Raw genomic sequence first — 23,359 nt, 5'->3', positions numbered from 1 at the left:
ATAGCGGTAGTCCGCCCCAAAGAAAATGTTAAATTCTACACGTACATTACGTAACGCCGTTGCAATTGCCACATTGGCACTTAGTTCATGCGACAAAACGGAAACCACACCAGCTCAACCTTACGACGATGGGGTATTTATTATTAACAGTGGAAACTTCTTTGATAATAACGGTTCGCTTTCGTTGGTTCAAAGAGATAGCAAGACAGCATCGCTTGATATATTCTTGAAAGAAAATACTCGCTCATTTGCAGGAGGTCTTACAGATTACGCCGAAGTTGATGAAAAGGGAATAATTTTAGTTGATAACTCAACCGACGGAAAAGATGCAATCGAAATTGTGAATGCTCATACCTTCAAAACGATTGCCTCTATCAAGGGCGAAATAGACAATCCAAGAAAAGCGGTGAAAGCAGGAACGAACAAGGTTTATATTACTTGCTGGGATACATTCAATACCGACTATTCTTACAAGACTGGTTTTGTGGCAGTAGTAGATTTGACGACCAACAAAATCACAAAGAAAATCCCGGTTGATAAAGGAGCCGAGTCTATTGTTGTGATTGGCACAAATGCTTACATTGGAAATGTGGGCAGTCAAAAAACTATCAAGGTGATTGATACCCAAAAAGACGAAGTTACGGCGAGCATCGAAGTTGGTGCGAATCCGAGTAATTTTGTTTTAGACGCTGCCAATAAAATTTGGATGACCGCCGGCAAAGAAATCGTTTTGTTTAATCCAGCGACAAAAACTGTAGAGTCAAAATTGAAAGGTGGAACAAATACTCAAAAAACTCCAAGTAGTTTGAGCATCAGCAAAGATAAGAAGACACTTTTTTATACATACAATTTTTATGACGCAGCAGATGCTTATAAACTAAAAGGTGAAATCAATTCATTGAATATTGCCGATGGAACTTCTAAAACTTTTATCAATCGAACTTTTGCAGCGGTCGGTTTTGACAATGAAAGTAATCAAGTTTATACAACTTTGATTCCATCGTACAAACAAGCAGGATATATTCTTCGTTATCAAACTACAGGAACAATCATAGATTCTGTAAAAACTGAGATTGGACCGATTGGATTTTTCTTCAAATAAGAGTTTCTTAATTTTATAGCCACGAGTTTTACATGAAAACGGAGAAGAATTACTTTCTCCGTTTTTCTTTTTTTAAATAAATTCAAATATTTGTTCAGACAAAAAAATAAATCTTCAAAACATAAATTTTAACTCATTTTTCTGATGATAGCCATAATTTCAGATTACAAGATTATTTTCTCCTGTTACACAACAAACACACATACGTTTGAGGCACTAAACACGCTATTTAAGCTACCTTGAACCACAAAGTAGGGGAGTAACACATTTTCAACAACAAAGTCTCCTTAAATCTAAGTTTCTGCAACAACGAAAATGCCGCACTTCAAGATGATTAAATACCATTCTATTAATATCATTACTTATATTACAGTTTATACTTATATATATTATTAGTTTATATATTATTACTTTACATTTATTAAATATTAGTTATACTATACATATAATTAAAACAATAATCTTAGTTTTAATTATATGTTTAAAACTTTCAATAGTTAATGAAAATACTAAACGTTTAAATATTTTTATAGCTAATAATTTATAACAATACTATTTCTTATAATTATATGTTTAAAACTTTCAATAGTTAATGAAAATACTAAAAGTTTAAATATTCTTATAGCTTATAATTTATAATAATACTATTTTTTATAATTTATTGTTTTAATTAAATAGTACTTTTATATAGTTTAAAACAATTAATTAAAATATTTTGTATGAAAATTACTTTAATAATTAAACTTTTATATTGTATTAATGGGAAATAAATGTACTTTATATTAGGTATTGTGGATAAAAATTATTTTAACTGTATTGTCCATAAATATTATTTACTTTATATTGCAGGTAAATATTATATTTATATACACGATGATTATAAGCGTAGTAAACAACAAGGGCGGTGTAGGCAAAACCACTTCGACTCAAAATCTTGGTGCTGCTTTTAAAAAATTTGCCAATGCAAGAGTGTTATTTATTGACCTCGACGGCCAGGCAAGTTTAACCCGATGCTTTGGTATTCAGGAAGCACAAGTTGGGCGAAACCATGTAGGTAATTATTTGACTGGCGAATTATCTTTTGATACCGTGGCTATCAAAACAGATATTGGCGATTTACTACCCAGTTCTTCAGAATTGAATTCTAAAGACGATTCCATCAAAGCATCACCCGTATTTCCATTCAATCTTAAACTGCTGCTCGATAAAGTCAAAAAAAACTATGAGTTTATTATGATTGATTGCCCACCTACACTTTCGGGTATGACTCGCATCGCACTCATTGCTTGTGATATGTACTTGGTTCCGCTGCAAGCCGAATTTTTGAGTTATGAAGGATTAAGAAATTTTTTAGTTTATTCGGCTGAATTGCAACAAATTAGTCCACAAACACAATTAGGAGGCGTATTTGCAACTCGTTATAATCCTAAGATTAATAAAAAGCTGAGTAATGACCTCGTGAAAGCTACTAAAGAGCAGTTAGGCGATAAGTTTTTCAAAACATCTATTCGAGATAATATTGCGATTTCAGAAGCCCAAGCCAATGGAAAAGACATTTTCAATTATTCTCCAGATAGTAATGGGGCAATGGACTATTATAATTTAACGAAAGAAATTTTGGAAAACATTAAGCAGTGAAAAGGTCGATGTCCAATAGTGATGCCGTCCAACGGAATATCGCCGAGACCATAGTCGATAGTTTATAAATGACGTAACTCTTATGAATGTTTTCTTGTAAAATCAATGATACATTCATAAACAACATTAAATAAAATGGCAAAAAATAAAAACTTCACCTTTGAAAGTTTAGTATCAACTAAAACTACGGAAATAAGTGCTGTGAAAGGTAATGTACAGCATAATGCAATAATTGCTGCGATGCAAGCAAGCGGGCCTTCGACAAAGGTTACTTTCGATTGTCCCAACGAAGTGGTTGAACAAATGAAAGATTATGGTTATTGGGAAGGAATGTCGCAAAAAGACATCATTATAGAAGCCTTAGGACTATTCTTTGAAGATAAAAAAATAAAAGAAAGACCAGAAAAAGTTAAAATGCGTAAGAAAGTAGGCAGAAAACCAAAGGCTCTGAAGGCTTTTATGAGTTAAGGAACGCCTAAATAGCATTAAGTTGATGATGGCATTTTTAGATAAACTGATATAAATATCATGTAGTAGGGGACACTATTCCTTAAATTTGTGTGTGATATGCACAGTCGTTCCACGATTTATCCACAAGTGTTCCACGTGGATTTTTTTTATATTTACAATTTGTCCACAATCAGCATTTAATACTATGAAAATTGCGGGATATAGCTTGATTGATAAATTAGCTTGGATTGAGATTCAAAACAACACTGTTTTAAGTACAAGAAGTAAAAATAAGCACGTTTATTATTTTCCTGGTGGAAAAAGAGAACTTGGCGAAAGCGATGTTCAAGCATTGATTAGAGAAATTAGAGAAGAATTATCAATTGATTTACAAGAAGAATCTTTAGCTTACATTGGTACATTTGAAGCTCAAGCTGATGGGCATCAATCAGGTATAATTGTCAGAATGACTTGTTATAGCGGAACATATACTGGCGAGCTAAAACCCGCATCAGAAATTGAAGAATTGACTTGGCTAAGTTACAGTGATAAAAATAAAACGTCTGAAGTTGACCAACTAATTTTTAATTGGTTAAAATCTAATGATAAACTATAATTTTGTTATTAGTGAACCCATTGTAATTTTCATCCTCACTAAGCCTTAGGTTTTACTGTTCATATAAAACAACAAAAAATCACTCGAATCTTCACAAAACGCTATTTTTCAAGCTAACGAGAGTTTGATATTCCGAACTAAGTATCAACTAAATTATTTCATTCAATTCTCAGGAATAACAAAATGACTGTTGAAATATTATTTTCAGGTTGTTTTAATTAAGTTCAACGCAATTTGAGCAGTCAAATAGGCGAAGGTAAAGAGTAGAAGCTATGACAAGCAAGGAGAAGTAAGGATGTAAAGTAGGAAGTATTTCTCTTCTAATATATTAAATTTAAGTCTATAAATATAACTATATATATGTTATATAATTTACATTATGTTAAATAGATGTTTTAAATATCCCCTACGTTATACATGCTTAATATATTATTTGCTCATAAAAAAAGTCTGCTGAATATATTTCAACAGACTTTTTTTATTTTATAACTACCTTATAATCAGCTATTATTTACGTTTTGCACATTGCTCAAGTACACCTTTAAGGCTTTCCATGTTACCTACTAAATCTTGGTCGTCTGGCTTGAGTGATTTACATTTATCAAAATATACTTTTGCTTGATTAAACGTACCACAAACTTGCTCTTCGATGGCTTTCCCTTTTTCATTGTAAGTTTTCATATCCATCTTATCAACAGTACCCTTCACTACAACTGCTTGATTGAAATAAAATACCGCAATGTTATAGTTGGCATCATAGTTATTTGGGTCTATTTCCAATGCTTTCTTATAATTGCTGGCTGCCAAATCTTTCAACTCTGTTTCTTTTGCTTTAAGAGTTTTAAGCTCTGCTTCTTTGCTGCTATTATTTTGAGCTGATGCGGTTAATTTCGCAATTTTTTGCTTATAAACTTCAATTTCAGTATTAGATGTTGCAACCAATTGAGTTACTGATGCAATACTTGCCTTGATAGATGCCGCATTCTTAGGCTCTTTTTTCAAGCGGTCGTTCAAACGTTTTAGTTCTTCTTCTTGTGCTGTTTTCTTTTGGTCCGACATTGCAAGGTCTTTTTCAGCCTCTGCTTTTTCTTTTCCAATTTGTGTCATTTGACTTTCTAAAGGACGAGTCTTTTTTACATACTCTTCTGCTTCATTTTCATATAAAGTACCTAAGTTTTTGATATTTTCGGCCAAATTTTTAGCATTTTCAGGATTATTTGGCGTTGAAGCAATCATTTGCTTCATGTTTTCAATTGCCTCTCCCATCATACCACCACTTAGGTAGGCATTGATTAAAGAACTTTGTAAATCTTTATCTTTTGGATTGGCTTGAATACCTTTTTTAAGTACTTCTACTGCTTTAGCGTTGTCTTTATCATTTTTATATAACTCAGATAAACCATAAAAAACTGCTACGTCTTTTCCTCCTTGTTCGATAAACTTTGTAAAATAGATTTTTGCTTCATCAAGGGCTTTTCCTTGTTGAGCTACAATTCCTGCGTATAAAGACGCTGTAGTATCTTTAGGATTTACAGATGATGCTAATTTGAACAAACTTAAAGCATTTTTAAAGTTTTTCAAGTTATAGAATCCTGCTCCTTGTTGCATCAAAGCAGTATATAGCTTTTGACCAGTAAGAGCTTCTTCAATCTCTTTTGTTCCCTTCCCTCCTGCTGCTTTATCAATTTCTAAAGCTTTTTTATAGGTATTATAGGCTTTCTCAGAAGCGAGTGAATCCTTTCCACAACTATTTGCCATTTCTTGATATGATTCTGCCAATTTTACCCATGTAGCAGATTTCAAGGTCTTTTTGGCATCTAATGTTGCTTTTTCTGCTTTAGCTATTTCGTCAGAGGCTGTTTTGCATTGTGCATCCTTCAGTTGAGCATCAAGAGCTGCATTTTGAGCAAAAACGCCTGTCGTAAAGATTGTCATTACAGACGCTAAAATGATTTTCTTCATTTGATATTTCGGTTTTAGTTATTTACTATGTTTAATTTAGGGTTTAGACAATTTAATTACTCGAAAAGTAAAAAAAAATGAGCAATTAACAAAGGATTAACATAATCGGTTAACATATTGTAATTATAAGTGAACAATTATCTATTTCGTATTTATTTAAACTCTTAATTATCAGTGATTTACAGAAAGAACTAAATAATTAGGGTTAGTTTTTTACAAGATAAATAATACTTAGAAACAGAGATACCTTGATGCCCAGACCTAAGGTATAGACATCAAGGTGCTTCTCTCCTACTCTACTGTTCCTTCTGGCGAATCTTCAATTATTATATTGGTAACATCTGTTGCTTCGGTAGTAGACAGCTCATCAACAGTTCCATCGGTTGTTGTTACGTTGTCCAATAAAGTTTCTACCTCTTCTTCTTCACGGATAATTCTGGTTACTGAAGCAATATCATCAGAGTCGCTCATGCGAATGAGTTTCACTCCTTGTGTATTACGTCCCATTACTCGTAAATCGGCAACTTTTATACGAATAGCTACACCTTTTTTGGTAATAATCATCAAATCATCCTCATCGGTAACTTCTTTAATAGCTACCAAAGTACCTGTTTTCTCGGTAATATTAAGGGTTTTTACACCTTTTGCACCACGAGAAGTAACACGGTAATCGTTTACATCTGAACGTTTACCAAAACCTTTGTCAGATACTACCAATAATTGGGTGTCTTCACGTGACACACAAACCATACCAATGGCACGGTCTCCCTTTTCAAGGTTGATACCACGCACACCAGTAGCAGTACGACCCATCGGACGAGTTCCTGACTCGTGGAATCGAACAACTTTACCATTTTTGGCAGCTATAACAATATTATTATCACCATTTGTAAGAGCTACATCAAGCAAATTATCACCTTCGGCAATATTAATGGCGATGATACCACCTTGACGTGGACGTGAATATGCCTCAAGAAGTGTCTTCTTCACAGTGCCATCTTCGGTACACATCACAATATAATTATTTCTTATATAGTCTTCATCAACCAATGTTTTTACATTCAGTACTGCTTGAATCTTATCATCCGCTTCGATATTAATTAAATTCTGAATAGCTCTACCTTTTGAAATCTTTGAACCTTCAGGCACTTCAAAAACACGCATCCAGAACAAACGTCCTTTACGGGTAAAGAACAACAAATAATTATGATTTGTTGCTGCAAAAAGATGCTCGGTATAATCTTCGTCTTTGGTTTTTACACCACGTGAGCCAGTACCTCCTCTGCCTTGTGTGCGGTATTCTTGCAATGGTGTACGTTTCATATACCCTTCGTGCGAAATAGTAACCAACATTTCATCGTCAGGAATCATGTCTTCGATACTGAACTCGCCCGCTGCCATTTCAATTTTAGAGCGTCGGGCATCACCATAACGAGCCTTTAGTTCAGCTAATTCGTCTTTTATGATGTTGCGTTTTCTCTCTTCCGATGCCAATATTGATTTAAAATCATCAATCAAGGTCTTAATTTCGTTGTATTCTCCAATGATTTTATCACGCTCAAGACCTGTTAAACGTTGCAAACGCATATCAAGGATAGCTTTTGCTTGAATTTCGCTCAAAATAACGCCGCTTGCTGCATCATTGTCATAAGTATCAATGATTTGTAAGCGTTGAAGACCTGTTATCAAAAATTCTTCTTTCTCTTTGGCAGTCATAAAATTACCTGCTATCAAACCCGCTTTTGCTTCATCGGCATCACGAGATTTACGAATCATGGCAATTACAGCATCCAAATAGTCTAAAGCAATCAATAAACCAATCAAAATGTGGGCTCTTTTTTGAGCTTCACGCAAATCGTATTGTGTACGTCGGGTAATAATCTCCATGCGATGATCCACATAAAAGCGAATCATGTCTTTGAGGTTTACCGTCACAGGACGACCTTTCGATAAGGCAACATTATTGATACTAAACGATGATTGAAGCTCCGTATATTTATATAAGTTATTCAATACAACATTCGGAACCGCATCTTTACGTAGGTCATATACGATACGCATACCATCACGGTCTGACTCGTCACGCATATCGGAAATTCCTTCAATTTTCTTGTCATTAATCAAATGAGCCGTTTTTTCAATCATATTGGCCTTATTGACCATGTATGGAATCTCAGTAACGACGATTTGGTCTTTGCCCGTTTTTGATACTTCAAAATTAGCAACGGCTCTCAATACGATTCTTCCTCTACCTGTTTCAAAAGCAGATTTTACGCCACTATATCCATAAATGGTTGCTCCAGTCGGGAAATCTGGTGCTTTTATATAAACCATTAGCTCTTCAATCGTTATATCGTTATTATTGATATAGGCAGTGATGCCATCAACAATTTCGGATAGGTTATGCGGAGCCATATTGGTTGCCATACCTACTGCTATTCCAGACGAACCATTGAGCAAGAGGTTTGGAATTTTACCTGGCAGTACTGAGGGTTCTTCGAGAGAATCATCAAAGTTGGGTTGAAAATTAACGGTTTCTTTGTTGATGTCTGCCAATAATTCTTCTGCGATTCGCTTCAAGCGTGCTTCAGTATAACGCATTGCAGCTGGCGAATCGCCATCTACTGAGCCAAAGTTTCCTTGTCCATCCACCAACGTGTAGCGTAATGACCACGGTTGTGCCATACGCACCATTGTACCATAAACCGAAGAGTCGCCATGGGGGTGAAATTTACCAAGCACCTCTCCTACTATACGTGCTGATTTTTTGTATGAACGATTGTGATAAACACCGAGTTCGGCCATTCCATATAGCACTCGTCGGTGTACGGGTTTTAGTCCATCACGAACATCAGGTAAGGCACGTGAAATAATGACCGACATTGAATAATCAATGTACGCTCCACGCATTTCGTCTTCGATGTTGATTGGAATAACTGTACCGGTGTTGGAAGATTCGGGAATATTACCCGCTGGAATTAAATTTTCTGTTTCCTCAGCCATTAGCCTTTAATTTTACTTAAAAATGAAGATTATTATATTACTTTCTAAAGATTTTATTGCACTTTTATTGAAAAGTTGTATACAAATTTAATGAATTTTTATTGATTTTGCAAGGAAAAGATGTACTTTGGAGTGAAAATCATGATAGATTTTGAAAAATTATTAAATACTTTTATTTAGATTTATACTTATTATTATATTTATATTTTACAAAAGTATTTTTAATTTTAATACTTTTTAAAATAAATAAGACCAATTTATATTTTCAATAAAATCGGACCGTATGCAAATTAGAATTGAACAAGGAAAAGTGGATAGATACACTTTACTTTCAGAGAAAACACTTCTATTTCTCAGAAAGTATTATAAGGAATACCGACCTGAGATTTAGTTGTTTGAGGGATTAAAAAAAGGAGAACAATATTCTACCAGAAGTATTCAGAACGTATTTCAGGCAGCCGTTAGGAAAGCGGGAATTACTAAGGATGTGAGCGTACATACGTTGAGGCATAGTTTTGCAACTCATTTGTTGGAAAATGGGACAGATTTGAGGTATATCCAGAATCTTTTGGGACACGCAAGTTCAAAGACGACTGAGGTTTACACTCATATAACGACGAAAGGATTTGGTCAAATAAAAAGTCCGATTGATATGTTGGATATTTAGGAAAATATTTATAGTTTTGAGGATAGACATTTCAGATATTTGATACACAAAAAAACGGTGCAGATATATGAAATATAAACGCCATAAATCATAAAAAAACAGAGTGTATGGCGGTTATGCACTCGTTAGTGGCAAGGCTAAAAAAACAAAATAACGACAAACGTGGGACTTGACTTGACACTTTTTTCAATTTCAAACAAAGCAAAGTTCGTACTTGAAAAAGCAAAATTGAACTTGGACTATGCAAGCGACTTTGACAAAATCCAAGACACTGACAATCTCAAATTACAACTAAAAATGGTTCAAGCAAACCCTGACGGAACGCCAGAACATATTTTACAAGAATTAATTGAGGACTCAAAAATAGTTTTATCGCATTACCCAGACAACAAAATTGACAAGTATGAATTTCACAGTCTAACTCGTGGGTACGAAACTTTAAATTATCTTTTGACCGAATACTTAACAGACAACAATATTTACATAAACAACGATAAGGTATTTTTTGGAGGAACTGATATTGTTAGTAATTCACAAACTCTACGTTTTCAATATTTTGACAATCTGAAAACCTTAGAAATTTCTAATTTGTTGCAACCAATAGACTTTTCAAATATTTTAAAATTTTACGACTATCAAAAAATGGAAAATGTGGTTTACAAATTGACAAGACCTGAAAACTTAGACTATTTGAAAACTGAATTTAAAGACCTAAAAACATTTTTCAACGAAGCAACAAAATTGGACGCTTTTATTGTGATTAAGATATATTGACGAGTGCGGACAAAGAAGCCCTGCCGCCAACATGGGTTTGTGGCAAGTGGGGGCGGACGGAAGTGATTGAACATTTGGAATTTTATTGTACTTTTGTTTCGGCGGACGGAAACCTATTGAATATTTGTAAGTAACTCAATATCAGTAATTTATATCGGCAGACGTTCGGGCGGACGAGTTTCAAATTCCCCACCTGCCACAAGCCCCCGACGTTGTGCGTCAGCTTATGAATCCCCAATCGACACATCTCGACAAAAATAAAGTTGCAATATTTGGAAACTATATTTAACTTTGTTTAAAAAAAGTAGATGCAGTATTTCCAAACCAGATTTTTAGAAGAAGCCGACAAGTTCATTGCCGAACTTGATATTAAATCTGCCAAGAAAGTATTTTATAACATTGACCTTGCCGAACAGACTAACGACCCAAAACTTTTCAAAAAATTACAAAATGAAATTTGGGAGTTTAGAACCAAATATGCGGGACTTCAAATTAGGTTGCTTGCATTTTGGGACAAAACTGATGGTGAGGAAACTTTGGTCATGGCGACACACGGTTTCATAAAAAAAGTGGACAAAGTTCCTAAAAATGAAATCGAACGAGCAGTAAAAATCAGAAAAGTGTATTTTGAAAATAAAATTAAAAGATAAATTATGGCAACGACAGAAATAAAATCTTATTCACTTGCTGAAATGAAAGATAAATACATCGGCAAAATTGGTGCTTCGGACAGAGACGAGTACGAGTACGAACTTCGTATGGACGTTTTGGGACGTATGATAAAAACTGCACGACAGGAACGTAACTTGACACAAGAACAATTAGGCCAACTTGTGGGCGTACAGAAATCTCAAATTTCTAAACTTGAAAGTAGTACAAATAGTGCGACAATTGACACAATTTTGAAAGTTTTTAAGGCTTTGAAGGCAGATATTCATTTCAATGTAACACTTGAAAAGCAATATATACAGTTGGCGTAAAGAAAGCCGAACGCACAACATGGGTTTGTGGCAAGTGTGGGCTGACGGAAGTAATTGAACATTAGTAGTTTTATTATACCGCACGGGCGGCCCCGATCAGTAATTTTTATCGGCAGACGTTCGGGCAGACGAGTTTCACCCCCCACCTGACCACAAGCCCTGTTCGTTGAGGGCAAGGCTGGGACGGTTTCAAAATAAGATGTGTCCGACATTCAAGAATTGCGTTCAATGGACTGGTATTCTTAGAAAGTTAGTAATAATGTTTTAACTAAATGCTTTTTTATGAAAAGACTATTATTTCCACTTTTGATGGGTATTGTCTCCCTTGATGTTGTGGCCCAATCTGCATATGCATTAAAGCAAAAAATACAAAAGGCTCATCTATCCTTTATGGACGGTATACTTGCCGAGGACTACAAGCTCGTAGACCAATTGTTGGCAGAGGATGTCACTTTAGGATTTCCACATGGGGGATTTACACTAAAGCAAGATTACATAAATGCCTTGAAGAGCGGTAACCTATTTTACGATAGCTCGGCTCATGAATACTCTAACATAAGAATCTATGGTAATACAGGGATTGTAAATGGAAAATCAAGCTTAGTCTTTAGATATAAAGATGAAAACGGCCAATGGTTCAAAATGCTTGAGCACCTAACTTATACAACTGTTTATAACATTAATAGCAATACTGTTAAGATGGTTTCATGGCAATCGAATAGACCAAACACTGACATTACGGTAAAGCTGACTAATTGATATTCTGGGACAGTTTTGAACACATGGACTCAATTCATCTTCGTTGACAGCAACGGTTGGACTTTGCCACACCAGATAAGAGTTGACTGGACGTTTCTTGTGACAATTTGCAACTGCGACACAGTAACGAAGGACAAAATGCATAAAACATGTGCAGTGTAACTTTGTAGTTTGGTTTTCTTAATTTCGTTCGCTCACGTGGGACAGGACGCAGCTTCGTAAACCCAGCTACGTTTCCATAAACGTTGTGCGTCATGCAGGGAACACTAAAAACATTGAGCATACCAAAATTTGAAAACAGTAAAAGTTATGATGATGGCATTGAACAATATATTTCTTTTTAGTCTTTTGATATTTTTTACTTCCTGCAACGGACAAGAAAAAACACATACTTCTAAAGCCCCAATTGCTTCAAAGCAAAGTCCAACAGTAATAAAAAACTTTAAGGCTGCTGCTATGGCTCCCGATTTTGACACAACATTAGTCAGTCAATATATCCGAAGTATTTTTCAGGATTCTAAAGGTAATTTATGGTTTGGTACAATTGGCGAAGGCGTGGTAAGGTATGATGAAAAAACACTCACCTACTTTTCTAATCCTGATGGTTTTATAAACACCTCGGTTTTTGCTATAAATGAAGATAAAAATGGAAATATTTGGTTTGGCACTGACCAAGGTGTTTATAAATATGATGGAAAAACCTTTAGGAATTATAATGAGAAAGATGGCTTGAGCCATATCGATATAAGTCGAAAAAGCATACTTGTTGACAAATCAGGTACTATTTGGGTAGGCACTCATGGTGGCGTTTACCAATATGACCCCTCTGCAGATACAAAAGGTGGTCAATGCTTTTCACTATTTCCATTACTCACGTCTATAAATGTTGCAGGCATTATGGAAGACAAAAATGGAAATATTTGGTTTGCTTCTTCTGATGACGGTGTCTTTCGCTATGATGGAAAAACGATTGTAAACTTCAATGAAAAAAAAGGTTTGGGTGAGAACTATGCAGGTGGTATTGCACAAGACCAAATAGGCAATATGTGGTTTACAATGAAAAACGGTATTTGTAAATTTGACGGCAAAACTTTTACAGAATATACTCCCAAAGACGGCTTAGGCGGAACAGAGTTTTGGGGAATAATTATAGAACAGTCGGGTATCGTTTGGATTACAGCACGAGGCAGTACAACAAGATTTGACCCTTCAGTTCCCCTATCAAATCCAAATGCGTTTACTGTCTTTACACCTGCCAATGGTCTAAATTGCTGTGTCCAAAGTATGTTTCAAGACAAATCGGGAACTATGTGGTGGGGTACGGGTCAAGGTCTTTATCGGTTTAACGGCACTCGATTTTATCAAGTTAAACAGATTGGACCGTGGTAGTATCTATAAAATTTGACGACACATCAAGCATGCGGAAAATTGCACGAATGCACATCCATACCAAATAGTAAAAGTTAGACCAACAATACACTATATAAAATGAAAGAGTATAAAATAAAATCAGAGGACACAAAACATTTTAGTTTAACATTAAATGATCAAGAAATCGGTAGACTAAAATATGAAAAATGGTTTTCATTTAAAGCTGAAATGATTTTAGGAGGAACTATGACTTACCAAATTGAACCCAAGGGTTTTTGGGGAACCACAATAGAATTAAAACAAAACGAAAAAATTTTATTGAACTTTAAAATGATTTGGAATGGGGATTTTATAATAAATACACGGTTTGACGAAATTGAAAGAGATTTTATTTTAAAGCATAAAGGAATATTTAAAGAATCTTATGTTATATTGAACAAACAGGACGAAGAATTATTGGTTATTCGCCCAGATTTTAAGTGGAATAAACTTAACTATGACTATAATATTTCTACTACTGATCAATTTGACAATTTGAGCTTTAATGTAATATTACTTTTGACAACAATTCATTGCATTAATTATTGCACGACAATGATGTCAACTGGCATGTAGTACTCAATCTGCACTGCAAACTATTGTTGAAGCATACTTAACTGGACAAATGGCAGGCACATAACAATATATTGCCAAAATTGGGACTGCCGTTGTAACTTCATCTACAATTCAGCTTCAGTCAAGGGCGGAAAGAAAAATCATTTCAATTAATTTTAATAAATAGAATGAATCCTAAAGTTGATTTTTATTTTAGTAAAGCCAAAAAATGGCAGAAAGAACTGGAGCAATTGAGAACGGTAGTTCTTGACTGTGGGCTGACAGAAGAATTGAAGTGGGGTGTTCCTTGTTACACGTTTCAGAAAAGCAACATAGTTTTAATACATGTGTTTAAAGAATACTGTGCAGTTTTGTTTTTCAAAGGTGCCTTGTTAAATGATGCTAATGATATTCTAATCCAACAAACTGAGAATGTGCAGTCAGCACGCCAAATTCGTTTCACTAATCTTCGAGAAATAGTTGAGGTGGAAATCATCTTGAAAGCCTATATTTATGAAGCCATTGAAGTGGAAAAAGCTGGTTTGAAAGTGGAATTTAAAAAAAATACAGAACTCATATTTCCTGAAGAATTTCAAAATAAATTTGATAAAACCCCTGCCTTGAAAACTGCTTTTGAGGCATTGACACCGGGACGACAAAGAGCCTATATTCTTCACTTTTCAGCACCCAAGCAGTCCAAAACTCGGGAGTCAAGGGTTGAAAATTGTATGCAACAAATTCTCAATAGAAAGGGATTAAATGATTAGTAAATTCGATTTAATGCACAACATTAGATTGGTTCGATACTCCAAAACTCCTACTTCAATAAATCTGGTCTACGTTCTTCAGTGCGTTTAATTGATTGCTCCATACGCCAATCACTAATTTTTCTTTCATGGCCAGAAAGTAAAATTTCTGGTACTTTCCAGCCCTCAAAATCAGCAGGGCGAGTATAGACAGGTGGAGCTAAAAGATTGTCTTGAAATGAATCTGTCAATGCCGATGTTTCATCATTTAATACCCCAGGAATTAGTCTGATGAGGGCATCGCTTACAACGGCTGCTGGAAGCTCTCCCCCTGATAAAACGTAGTCGCCAATCGAGATTTCTTTCGTAATAAAATGCTCACGTACTCGCTCGTCTATACCTTTGTAATGTCCACATAAAATAATGAGATTTTGACTCATCGAAAGACGATTTGCCATTTGCTGTTGGAAACGTTCTCCATCGGGAGTCATATAAATTATATCGTTATACATTCTAATACTTTGTAAATTACGAATACAACGAGCAATTGTTTCAATTCCAAGCACCATTCCTGCTCCTCCGCCAAAAGCATAATCATCTATTTGTTTTTGCTTCTGTTCGGAGTAATCTCGGAGGTCATGTACTACTACTTCGGCATGCCCCGCTTCTTTGGCACGCTTCAAAATAGAGTGGTCAAAGAAGCTGTCTAACAAGCGTGGTACGCATGAAATAATATCAATATGAAGCATAAATTATTATGATTAAAAATCTTTTTCTGTATCAGATTCTGAGTCAGTATTTAGATAAATTTCTAACAAACCTTCGGGTAAATTAGTATAAAGTTCCTTCTTTATTCTATCAACAGTTTTTACAATTTCGTCGCTTACAGGAATCAATATTTCTGAATTTTCATAAACCATGGCAATCAAATCTTGAGCTTCGGAGGTATAAACTGCTGTCACTTTACCGAGCTTTCCTTTTTGCTCATCAATAACATCAAAGTCTATAATTTCGTGGTAATAAAATTGATCATTATCTAATTCTGGAAGATTATCATTGGGCAAATATATATCACAATTGACTATTTTTTGAGCTTCCTCAATGGTATTAATGTCCTCAAATTTAATGATTGACTTATTAGGTCTAATCTGAATTTCCGCCACAAAGTGAGGAATCAACTCTCCCTTGATTTCCAACAAAACAGAATCTAACTCTTCATACTCTTCTGGATAATCGACATCAAGCCAAATAGCCAGTTCGCCTTTAAGGCCGTGAGTTTTGGTCAATTTTCCGAGTAAATAACAATCGTCTTTGGTCATAATCTAATGAGTGAATGAATGAATTTTGTATGAGTAAAAAAAATAGTCGCTTACTAATCTAATATCATTACTTTTCATCCAAATTGTAAACATTTTATTCTTCTAAATAAAAATCCTCGCTTGTTGGGCGAGGATTTTATATAACTTAGTGCTTTGTTCAGAATTATGCTTCAGTTACTACCTTAGTAGCGACTTCTGCAACAACAGGAGCTTCAACAACAACCTCTGCAACTGGAGCTTCTGCAACAACAACCTCTGCAACTGGAGCTTCAACAACAACCTCTGCAACTGGAGCTTCTGCAACAACAACCTCTGCAACTGGAGCTTCAACAACCTCTTCAACAGCAACTTCTGCTTCTTCGGCTGCAATCTCTGCTTCAGCTTCAGCAACTGCTAATTTTTGTTGAGCGGCTTCCATATCAGCACGTTTTTTCTTCTCTACATCAAATGCTGCTTTCTTAGTAGCATCTTTGCCTTCTGTCAATTTCGCAATTTTAATATTACGGCTTGCTTCTTTTTCATTCGACCATGCTTCAAAACGTGCATCGGCTACTTCTTTTGTAATTGCACCTTTTTCAACACCTACCTGTAAATGTTTTTTCAACATTACGCCTCTTACAGATAAAATTTTGCGTGTAGTGTCGGTTGGTTCTGCACCTACCATTAACCAGTACACTGCTCTATCATCTTTCAAAGAAATAGTTGCAGGGGTAGATTGGGGGTTGTACTGACCCAATTTTTCGATGAACTTACCATCACGTGGTGAGCGAGCATCAGCTACAACGATGTCATAAACTGGAGCTTGCTTGCGTCCTCTTCTTGCTAATCTGATTTTAACTGCCATTGTTATTTTTTGATTTAAAGGTGGGGAACTCGTCCCCTTTTTATCTTTTGGACTGCAAAGGTAGTATTATTACATTGAAAATCAAATGTTTACAGGGATTTTGTCAAGTAAAAACGTAAACTAAGCTTTAAAAGAAGGTTTTTTTTATCTGATTTTTGAAGAAATAAAAAAGAAATAAGCCTATAAGCCGAATTCTGTACAGTAAACTGTTCTTATCATTTATCTCGAACAAGTATCGCTACTTGCCTCTATCAACCTACCCTCCGACTCAGACGAGCAATCCTTTGCTCTCAATTAAGGGAACTACGTCGGTTTATTTGGTTTTTCAACTCATGAGGTTTACATTGCCCCGTTTGTCGCCAAACGAGCGGTAGGCTCTTACCCCACCTTTTCACCTTTTCCGTTTTGAGCGGTAGTATATTTTCTGTTGCACTGGCTGTAAATAATCAGTCACCCGATTATCTCCTACCTGTTAGGTAGCATGATGCTCTGTGTTGTTCGGACTTTCCTCAACCCTACCGAAGTAGAATCGCGATAAGATGACTTATTTCTTTTTCGGTGTAAAGGTACGGAGGATTTTTTGAAACGAGAGCCTAAGAGGTTGTTTAAGTTTTTTTTGATGGTTAAAAATGACACTTTTTTGACTTAATTGAGCTAAAAATTGTGAAATTTTGCGGGCAAAATGAGCAATTTTTAGCGAAGAGTAAGTTAAAAAGGTGTATTTTTAACCCAAATCAAAGAACTTAAACAACCTCTAAAGACCATCAACTTTTAACTCAACTTTTCCCTTTGCTAAAACTACTGCAATGATGCTCGTAGGCGTAAGATAAACTTTATCTGGCACAATACTATCTATTTTTCCACTCAGTTTCACACCTTTACGGTATTCAGTATTCATGGCAGATTCTACATTTTGCTTGGCATAAGTTATCAATTCATCGACTGGCAAGCCATATTCGTCTTGAATCATTTTTACCATCTTACCTTCTAAGAGCCAAGCGGCAGCTTTTACTAATATATTTTTAGTTTTTATATCAAATTGTGAGTTACTCAATACTACCATCTTCTTAATTGGATCATAAACAGGTATTCCTTTTATATATATGCTGCCTTTTAGATTACCTATTATATCTGCTTTTATGACTAAATATTCGTTACTTCCAAAAACATCAATATCAATAATCTCAATTTTGTATTTTCCTTCTTGAAATTCATATTTTTGACCAATGAACTTACTTTTTGCCACTGCCGCCGCTTCAGTGAATAGCACATCGCTCATCAAACCCACTTGAAAATCATTCGGAATACCTGTGACAATTTTCAAATTCGGTACAGAACTCACTACAAACGGAGCAAAAGGGCGATTACCTGTCAAAGTTTCTGTATAGGCTTTTATCCCCATAATTGACTTAATATTACGTCCTGATGTTGTTAGCGGTATCATCGAAATCTCTAAAGGGGTTATTTTTACCCAAGTATGAAACTCTTCGGAAACCAAATAAGGTTGCAAAGCTGCATTCCAGGCTTGCACAACATAAGGCTTAATTGACATGTTTTTTGCTACAGCATCATCTAATGTCTTAGCAAATTTTGCATGGTTATTATCAATAATTTTACCTACTATAAAATCAAGTGGTACATCGAAACCGACATTTACTTTCGGTTTTGTTATCCAATCATAGCCATTGGGGGTAGTAAAAGTTTGTACCGACCAGTCAGGTTTTATAGTAAATTTGGTCGAAAACTTCAAGTTCATCTCAAAATCTAAAGGAATATACCTCATTATACCAAAAGCTCCAATGCCTTTTTCTGCCCAAACTTTTATTGGAACTGTAAAATCAAAAACATCGTTGGTGGCTGCAGTTATAACAATATTTGCTTTTTTCCAAACCTTGCATTTGAAATTATCGTTATTATCGTCGGTATAACTATTGTCTTCGTAGATGAGCCCAGTAACAGTCGTATTGATTTGTTTTTCAATGTCATTCATTGAAATATCGAAAGGAATACTAATAGTGGAAGGGATTTTCTGCACGTGAACTGTGTCTTGTAAATATTTTTCTATGGGTGCTTCTGGAACTGCTTTTTGTCCTTTAACATTAAAAGAAAAACTAATAAATACTATTAAAAAAACCGCAATAAATTTACTTTTCATTCTTAATTGATAATAATTTTAAGATTAAAACGTCGAAAATGACCGAAAATTACTTGAATAACCTATTCTTAAACTAAAAAATAATTCGTAAATTATTTGATTTTTATACGTGTAGCTCCATAGCCAAATTTTTCTTTTTGGGCATCTTGAAACCATGCTACATTTTTGTGCCCTGCTAATTTTCGTTGAATTTCCTGCTTCAGCACACCATTTCCTACACCATGAATAAACACAATTTCATCCATACCGCTGGCAATTGCACTCTCAAACTTGCTTTCAAAAGTACGTAATTGTAGTTCAAGCATTTGAGCATTGCTCATTATTAAATTATTATTAGTCAGTTGCTCAATGTGTAAGTCAATTGTTGGTGAAGGTTTTTCGAAGGTTTTAGGTAAAAACTCTTCCATTTTGCTTGCTAACATCTTCTCTTTTAGTTCTGAAGCATTGATAAGTAAAGGAGCCTCAGGTACATCCTCCGCATCTAATTGAAACAAATAAGTTTCTTTTTGAAGTAATGGGGCTATTTTCTTTTGGTTGAAGAAAGTATTTGCTCTTAATCTCAGCTTTTTAATAAAAGTTGGACATTCAACAAAAAAACCAAAAGTATGATAAAAGGCTTGAAAAGTAAAACTACCCCATTCATCAAAATCCTTTAGAGCTAAGTCAGTAGGAGAAGATTGCACACTTCGTGCTTTTAGAAACCCTCCCATAATACCTCGATGGGTTTTGTCCGAACCAGTAGTGAGTGAAAATGGCAAATCCCAGTCGGTATTATTTATAATATGAAGAGAAACAGTTTTGTCGTTTAGCGGTAAGAATGCCAAGAAAATACCTTTGTCGGCCTTTACTTTGCTCTCGCTACGTTTTTCGATAGTTTGTTCTAATGACGTCGTTTGAGGCTTAAAAGCCTTGTCTTCTGACTTAGAAACAACGGCTAATTCTCGTCTCAAAACTGGCAACTTAAACCCTGCTTCAATCTCGACTTCTACCACATCATTCTTCAAAAATCTTGTGATTATGCCTTCCTCTTTTGAGTGTATTAACCTTACTTTATCTCCGATATTCATAGCCCTAAACCCCTAAAGGAGCTTTTAAATTAATATTTTTAAATGCAAAATTAGAGGAAAATAAAGCATGATTAAAGAGAAATGATGGATTTGTGATAAAAGATGCTTTTTATTCGTGATATAATTTGAATAAAATTCCATTGCGAATTTTATTCAAATTATATTTACTTTCTAATTAATAACTTCCCAAGTATTTTCGTACACTCCATTCGATGGTAGCTAATGCTAAAAGCACAAAGAAAACCCATTTTAAATTAATAAATTCGTTCATTTCTTCAATACTTGTAACTTTGTCAGGAGCTTTGTTTGATAACAAAAAATCTTTCAATTTCTCTAACTGATTTGCCACGAAAAACTGCCCATTATTTTGTACTGCTAAAGTGCGAAGCATGTTGAAATCAGCAGTTGAATTAAGGTTTTCCAAATCTGTATTTCTAACAATAAATTGTCCATCAACTATTTCACTTTTGCCCAAAACTTGTGTAGCAGCTTTATAACGATAAACACCTTCTGTCAAACCAGTAATTTCAAAACGGCTATTATCTTTGGTGGTTGTATAACTATAAGTTCGAGCTTTACCTTTTTCATCAGTAATATCTAACTTGATTTCCTGGTTATAGATTCGTTCATAAATGTCATTGTAGGCTTCATTTTCAAAAATAACTTTTTCGTCTACCGAGAATTCAGGAGCAATTGGGTAAACTCTCAATTTCCGTTTATCATCTTTCACAGAAATTAATTGCAAAGTTTTCATAATAATTTCGTCGACAATTTCTTGTTTGTCAGTCAAAGCAAACTCTTCCAAACGCCACTGCCAAAGTCCTTCTCCTGCCAAAATCGCCGATTTCCGTGCAGTTATAGTATTTGCTATTAGTAAAGGCTTAGGAGTAACCAATGAGCCAACTCGTTGATACAAAATAATTTCGCTGCCTGCTGTTGGTTTATACTCTCCAAAAGGCGACAAAATAGGCGGAAGTCTTTCAAGAATACTTAGTTTATCACCATCAAGGTTAAATAAATTGAAACTGCTATTAAATTTAGCTGTTACTTTATCTGCTTTCCCCCCTTGTGCAGCCACCGAAAGGGTTTGCTGCATGCCGTTGAACGTCGTTATATTTGTCTGATTGCCCAAAACAAACAACGTTGGTTTGCCTTGTGCCAAAAGTCTACTTACAACGCCGCTTCCTGCTCCATAAATATCTGGTAATTGATGCAAAATTAAAACATCGAAAGGTTGTGAACCTATTTCGCTCAAATTGTCGCTTTGAATAATCTTTACGGTTAGCTCATACAATTCGTTTTTCTCAATAATCGTTTTTAAGGCTTTTATATCAGGATGTGGGGCGAGAGCAACGATTAATACCTTTTCTTTGCCATCAACCACATCAATATACACATCTTTTACATTATTTTTTATCGAATGTTCGCCCCCTAACGGTATAATCTCAACCGTAAAGCGTTGCATTCCTTTCTGTTCGGCAGTTGCATAAAATGTAATTTGCTTCAAATCATCGGCTTTATCAAAGTTAAGGATTTGTTTATCAAGCACCTTTCCTGCTTGTTTTAGAATAATAGTTGTAGATTTTCCTTGAAAACCAAAACTGGATATCTCGGCTTGTACTGGAAACTTATTACTCAAATAAGCAATTCGATTGGCATAAATAGTATTGAGTTTGACATCTTTTTTTTGTGTAGTATCGCCCAAACCAACGGTATGAATATTGAAATTATACTTACCATAAGTTGGCGAAATACCTTCATTGGCAATTCCATCAGACACCAAAATAACATCTGTCAGATTTCTTCCTTCATAACTATTTTTGATATTTGCCAACATTTCGGACAAATTAGACTTGTTTTCCTTGAATTTTATGGCATTAATATCTTGATTATCATTGTTTTCTGTAAGACTTTGAATTTCAACACTCGCTCCTTTGCTCTCAATAGATTCTTTTAGTTTTTGAAGATTTTGTTTTAAAGCATTGAGTTTTTCTTGTCCGCTTTGGGTCATGGACGTTGAATTATCTATCGCCAAGACTACAGTGGGTTTTTCAATCGAAGTTTTATTATTGCGTAATAACGGATTTAATAGCAAAAATGCTAGTAAACTCACTAAAATCCCCCGTACGATGGCAAGGATTCTGTTTTGCAGCGTCGAAAATGTTTTCTTGTTTTGGTAAAGTACAAAAGCATAAATCCCTCCTGCTAACAGACAAAGTGCAATAAACCAAGGTGTAGATTGAAAAATTAGTTCTGATTTCATTATAAAGTAAATAGTAGATAGAAAACTTAAGTTTTCTGATAATTTATAAGTTATTATAAAAATCAATGTCAAATGTGCAATAATGCACTAAATTATAACAAATTTTAGTGTTCAAATATTCTGCCAAGATACAAAAAAAATATCGCCAAAATGAAAGAATTGCATTTTGGCGATACTAAAAAACATCTTTTATTTACATTAACATTCCACCATCGACTTGTAAAACTTGCCCCGTAATATATTTCGACATATCGGAACCTAAAAATACGCATGCATTGGCAACATCTTCACCTTGACCTGCTCGCTTAAGGGGAATGTTTTTCAACCAATCTTCCAAAGCTTTTTCGTTCAATTCTCCAGTCATTTCAGTTTCAATAAAACCTGGGGCAATAGCATTTGAGCGAATATTTCTGGAGCCTAATTCTTTTCCAATTGACTTTGTGAAGCCAATAATACCAGCTTTCGACGCCGAATAATTGGCTTGTCCAGCGTTTCCCATCAAGCCTACAACAGAGGTAATGTTGATAATTGAACCACTTTTTGCTCTCATCATTGGCTTGGTAGCCGCTTTTGTTAAATTAAAAACGGACTTCAAATTTACTCGCATTACTTCATCCCATTGCTCTTCAGACATTCGCATTAAAAGTGTATCACGAGTAATACCCGCATTATTTACTAATATATCGAGTGTCCCGAAGTCAGCTACTACATCAACTACCAACTGCTCAGCAGAAGAATAATCGGAAGCATCAGAGCGGTATCCTTTGGCTTTTATACCATACGCTGACAATTCTGCTTCAAGGGCTTGTCCTTTCTCTACACTTGATAAATAAGTAAAAGCAACACTTGCCCCTTGTTCGGCAAATTTCTTAGCAATTTCACGTCCAATTCCACGTGAAGCACCTGTAATTAAGGCTATTTTGTTTTCGAGTAATTTCATGAAAATTTAATTATATTCTTTAATTTCAATATGAGGAACATCGCCCGTTTGTTTATTATAAAGCTCTGTTCGTAGCTGTTTGCTTGTCTTCGTACTTCCATCTGGCGAC

Annotated in this window: 21 protein-coding genes and 1 other RNA gene; 12 read left to right on the top strand and 10 right to left on the bottom strand. The window is 35.0% G+C overall.

What is annotated here, in order from left to right; translation table 11 throughout:
• Nucleotides 1–25: 25 nt before the first annotated feature.
• The 4 genes from ACH2CJ_RS21650 (at nucleotide 26) to ACH2CJ_RS21635 (ending at nucleotide 3,806) form a co-directional block, all read left to right on the top strand.
• Nucleotides 26–1,102 carry a YncE family protein gene (locus ACH2CJ_RS21650; protein WP_394996635.1) on the top strand — a complete coding sequence of 359 codons (1,077 nt, stop codon included), beginning with the start codon at nucleotides 26–28 and terminating at the stop codon, nucleotides 1,100–1,102.
• 873 nt (nucleotides 1,103–1,975) lie between these two features.
• The gene (locus ACH2CJ_RS21645) at nucleotides 1,976–2,740 is read left to right on the top strand and encodes a ParA family protein (RefSeq protein WP_394996632.1); all 765 of its coding nucleotides are present in this window, start codon (nucleotides 1,976–1,978) and stop codon (nucleotides 2,738–2,740) included.
• Nucleotides 2,741–2,875: 135 nt separating this feature from the next.
• The gene (locus tag ACH2CJ_RS21640; RefSeq protein WP_394996630.1) at nucleotides 2,876–3,208 is read left to right on the top strand and encodes a hypothetical protein; all 333 of its coding nucleotides are present in this window, start codon (nucleotides 2,876–2,878) and stop codon (nucleotides 3,206–3,208) included.
• Nucleotides 3,209–3,395: 187 nt separating this feature from the next.
• Nucleotides 3,396–3,806, top strand: coding sequence for an NUDIX domain-containing protein (locus tag ACH2CJ_RS21635; protein ID WP_394996627.1), 411 nt, complete (start codon nucleotides 3,396–3,398; stop codon nucleotides 3,804–3,806).
• 507 nt (nucleotides 3,807–4,313) lie between these two features.
• Here the strand turns inward: ACH2CJ_RS21635 and ACH2CJ_RS21630 are convergent.
• Together ACH2CJ_RS21630 and gyrA are read right to left on the bottom strand one after the other, a co-directional pair.
• Nucleotides 4,314–5,768, bottom strand: coding sequence for a tetratricopeptide repeat protein (locus ACH2CJ_RS21630; RefSeq protein ID WP_394996624.1), 1,455 nt, complete (start codon nucleotides 5,766–5,768; stop codon nucleotides 4,314–4,316).
• A gap of 291 nt (nucleotides 5,769–6,059) precedes the next feature.
• On the bottom strand, nucleotides 6,060–8,771 hold the full coding sequence (gene gyrA / locus ACH2CJ_RS21625) for a DNA gyrase subunit A (RefSeq protein ID WP_394996621.1): 2,712 nt from the start codon (nucleotides 8,769–8,771) through the stop codon (nucleotides 6,060–6,062).
• 391 nt (nucleotides 8,772–9,162) lie between these two features.
• Here gyrA and ACH2CJ_RS21620 point away from each other — a divergent pair, with 391 nt between their 5' ends.
• From ACH2CJ_RS21620 to ACH2CJ_RS21585, 8 genes are all read left to right on the top strand, one after another.
• Nucleotides 9,163–9,438 (top strand): tyrosine-type recombinase/integrase, encoded by a 276-nt coding sequence (locus tag ACH2CJ_RS21620; RefSeq protein ID WP_394996618.1) that lies wholly within the window; start codon nucleotides 9,163–9,165, stop codon nucleotides 9,436–9,438.
• Between the two features lie 297 nt (nucleotides 9,439–9,735).
• On the top strand, nucleotides 9,736–10,212 hold the full coding sequence (locus ACH2CJ_RS21615) for a DUF1877 family protein (RefSeq protein ID WP_394996615.1): 477 nt from the start codon (nucleotides 9,736–9,738) through the stop codon (nucleotides 10,210–10,212).
• A 308-nt stretch (nucleotides 10,213–10,520) separates the two neighbouring features.
• Nucleotides 10,521–10,862, top strand: a complete 342-nt coding sequence (locus ACH2CJ_RS21610; RefSeq protein ID WP_394996613.1) for a type II toxin-antitoxin system RelE/ParE family toxin — start codon at nucleotides 10,521–10,523, stop codon at nucleotides 10,860–10,862.
• Between the two features lie 3 nt (nucleotides 10,863–10,865).
• Nucleotides 10,866–11,192 (top strand): helix-turn-helix domain-containing protein, encoded by a 327-nt coding sequence (locus ACH2CJ_RS21605; protein ID WP_394996610.1) that lies wholly within the window; start codon nucleotides 10,866–10,868, stop codon nucleotides 11,190–11,192.
• Between the two features lie 282 nt (nucleotides 11,193–11,474).
• A complete protein-coding gene (locus tag ACH2CJ_RS21600) occupies nucleotides 11,475–11,951 on the top strand; it encodes a nuclear transport factor 2 family protein (protein WP_394996608.1) in 477 nt (158 codons plus the stop codon).
• 291 nt (nucleotides 11,952–12,242) lie between these two features.
• Nucleotides 12,243–13,340 carry a two-component regulator propeller domain-containing protein gene (locus ACH2CJ_RS21595; RefSeq protein ID WP_394996605.1) on the top strand — a complete coding sequence of 366 codons (1,098 nt, stop codon included), beginning with the start codon at nucleotides 12,243–12,245 and terminating at the stop codon, nucleotides 13,338–13,340.
• A gap of 99 nt (nucleotides 13,341–13,439) precedes the next feature.
• Nucleotides 13,440–13,937, top strand: coding sequence for a hypothetical protein (locus tag ACH2CJ_RS21590; protein ID WP_394996602.1), 498 nt, complete (start codon nucleotides 13,440–13,442; stop codon nucleotides 13,935–13,937).
• A 167-nt stretch (nucleotides 13,938–14,104) separates the two neighbouring features.
• Nucleotides 14,105–14,683: a YdeI family protein gene (locus ACH2CJ_RS21585; RefSeq protein ID WP_394996600.1), complete on the top strand. Its 579-nt coding sequence runs from the start codon at nucleotides 14,105–14,107 to the stop codon at nucleotides 14,681–14,683.
• A 50-nt stretch (nucleotides 14,684–14,733) separates the two neighbouring features.
• Here the strand turns inward: ACH2CJ_RS21585 and trmD are convergent, their stop codons facing one another.
• The 8 genes from trmD to fabG all read right to left on the bottom strand — a co-directional run bounded on the left by trmD (nucleotide 14,734) and on the right by fabG (nucleotide 23,250).
• A complete protein-coding gene (gene trmD, locus ACH2CJ_RS21580) occupies nucleotides 14,734–15,411 on the bottom strand; it encodes a tRNA (guanosine(37)-N1)-methyltransferase TrmD (protein WP_394996598.1) in 678 nt (225 codons plus the stop codon).
• Between the two features lie 12 nt (nucleotides 15,412–15,423).
• On the bottom strand, nucleotides 15,424–15,981 hold the full coding sequence (rimM, locus tag ACH2CJ_RS21575; RefSeq protein WP_394996596.1) for a ribosome maturation factor RimM: 558 nt from the start codon (nucleotides 15,979–15,981) through the stop codon (nucleotides 15,424–15,426).
• Between the two features lie 163 nt (nucleotides 15,982–16,144).
• Nucleotides 16,145–16,825, bottom strand: coding sequence for a 30S ribosomal protein S16 (locus tag ACH2CJ_RS21570; RefSeq protein ID WP_394996594.1), 681 nt, complete (start codon nucleotides 16,823–16,825; stop codon nucleotides 16,145–16,147).
• Between the two features lie 167 nt (nucleotides 16,826–16,992).
• Nucleotides 16,993–17,376: RNase P RNA component class A (gene rnpB / locus ACH2CJ_RS21565), an RNA gene on the bottom strand.
• 203 nt (nucleotides 17,377–17,579) lie between these two features.
• Nucleotides 17,580–18,980, bottom strand: coding sequence for a DUF4403 family protein (locus tag ACH2CJ_RS21560; RefSeq protein ID WP_394996592.1), 1,401 nt, complete (start codon nucleotides 18,978–18,980; stop codon nucleotides 17,580–17,582).
• A 92-nt stretch (nucleotides 18,981–19,072) separates the two neighbouring features.
• A complete protein-coding gene (locus tag ACH2CJ_RS21555; RefSeq protein ID WP_394996590.1) occupies nucleotides 19,073–20,047 on the bottom strand; it encodes a Smr/MutS family protein in 975 nt (324 codons plus the stop codon).
• A 175-nt stretch (nucleotides 20,048–20,222) separates the two neighbouring features.
• Complete coding sequence (locus ACH2CJ_RS21550) at nucleotides 20,223–22,310, bottom strand: vWA domain-containing protein (protein ID WP_394996587.1); 2,088 nt, start codon at nucleotides 22,308–22,310, stop codon at nucleotides 20,223–20,225.
• Between the two features lie 193 nt (nucleotides 22,311–22,503).
• Complete coding sequence (gene fabG / locus ACH2CJ_RS21545) at nucleotides 22,504–23,250, bottom strand: 3-oxoacyl-[acyl-carrier-protein] reductase (protein ID WP_394996585.1); 747 nt, start codon at nucleotides 23,248–23,250, stop codon at nucleotides 22,504–22,506.
• Nucleotides 23,251–23,359 lie beyond the last annotated feature (109 nt).

It is taken from the genome of Emticicia sp., from assembly GCF_043780375.1.
Classification (GTDB): Bacteria; Bacteroidota; Bacteroidia; order Cytophagales; family Spirosomataceae; genus Emticicia.
Note: the sequence above shows the minus strand (reverse complement) of the source record. Positions and strands in the feature narration are given on the sequence as shown.

Coding starts and splice junctions, on each gene's coding strand:
- ACH2CJ_RS21640 (WP_394996630.1), top strand. CDS start 2,876: ATGGCAAAAAATAAAAACTTCACCTTTGAAAGTTTAGTATCAACTAAA.
- ACH2CJ_RS21610 (WP_394996613.1), top strand. CDS start 10,521: ATGCAGTATTTCCAAACCAGATTTTTAGAAGAAGCCGACAAGTTCATT.
- gyrA (WP_394996621.1), bottom strand. CDS start 8,771: ATGGCTGAGGAAACAGAAAATTTAATTCCAGCGGGTAATATTCCCGAA.
- ACH2CJ_RS21635 (WP_394996627.1), top strand. CDS start 3,396: ATGAAAATTGCGGGATATAGCTTGATTGATAAATTAGCTTGGATTGAG.
- ACH2CJ_RS21585 (WP_394996600.1), top strand. CDS start 14,105: ATGAATCCTAAAGTTGATTTTTATTTTAGTAAAGCCAAAAAATGGCAG.
- ACH2CJ_RS21650 (WP_394996635.1), top strand. CDS start 26: ATGTTAAATTCTACACGTACATTACGTAACGCCGTTGCAATTGCCACA.
- ACH2CJ_RS21555 (WP_394996590.1), bottom strand. CDS start 20,047: ATGAATATCGGAGATAAAGTAAGGTTAATACACTCAAAAGAGGAAGGC.
- ACH2CJ_RS21570 (WP_394996594.1), bottom strand. CDS start 16,825: ATGGCAGTTAAAATCAGATTAGCAAGAAGAGGACGCAAGCAAGCTCCA.
- ACH2CJ_RS21605 (WP_394996610.1), top strand. CDS start 10,866: ATGGCAACGACAGAAATAAAATCTTATTCACTTGCTGAAATGAAAGAT.
- ACH2CJ_RS21600 (WP_394996608.1), top strand. CDS start 11,475: ATGAAAAGACTATTATTTCCACTTTTGATGGGTATTGTCTCCCTTGAT.
- ACH2CJ_RS21615 (WP_394996615.1), top strand. CDS start 9,736: ATGGTTCAAGCAAACCCTGACGGAACGCCAGAACATATTTTACAAGAA.
- ACH2CJ_RS21550 (WP_394996587.1), bottom strand. CDS start 22,310: ATGAAATCAGAACTAATTTTTCAATCTACACCTTGGTTTATTGCACTT.
- ACH2CJ_RS21590 (WP_394996602.1), top strand. CDS start 13,440: ATGAAAGAGTATAAAATAAAATCAGAGGACACAAAACATTTTAGTTTA.
- rimM (WP_394996596.1), bottom strand. CDS start 15,981: ATGACCAAAGACGATTGTTATTTACTCGGAAAATTGACCAAAACTCAC.
- ACH2CJ_RS21645 (WP_394996632.1), top strand. CDS start 1,976: ATGATTATAAGCGTAGTAAACAACAAGGGCGGTGTAGGCAAAACCACT.
- ACH2CJ_RS21630 (WP_394996624.1), bottom strand. CDS start 5,768: ATGAAGAAAATCATTTTAGCGTCTGTAATGACAATCTTTACGACAGGC.
- ACH2CJ_RS21560 (WP_394996592.1), bottom strand. CDS start 18,980: ATGAAAAGTAAATTTATTGCGGTTTTTTTAATAGTATTTATTAGTTTT.
- fabG (WP_394996585.1), bottom strand. CDS start 23,250: ATGAAATTACTCGAAAACAAAATAGCCTTAATTACAGGTGCTTCACGT.
- trmD (WP_394996598.1), bottom strand. CDS start 15,411: ATGCTTCATATTGATATTATTTCATGCGTACCACGCTTGTTAGACAGC.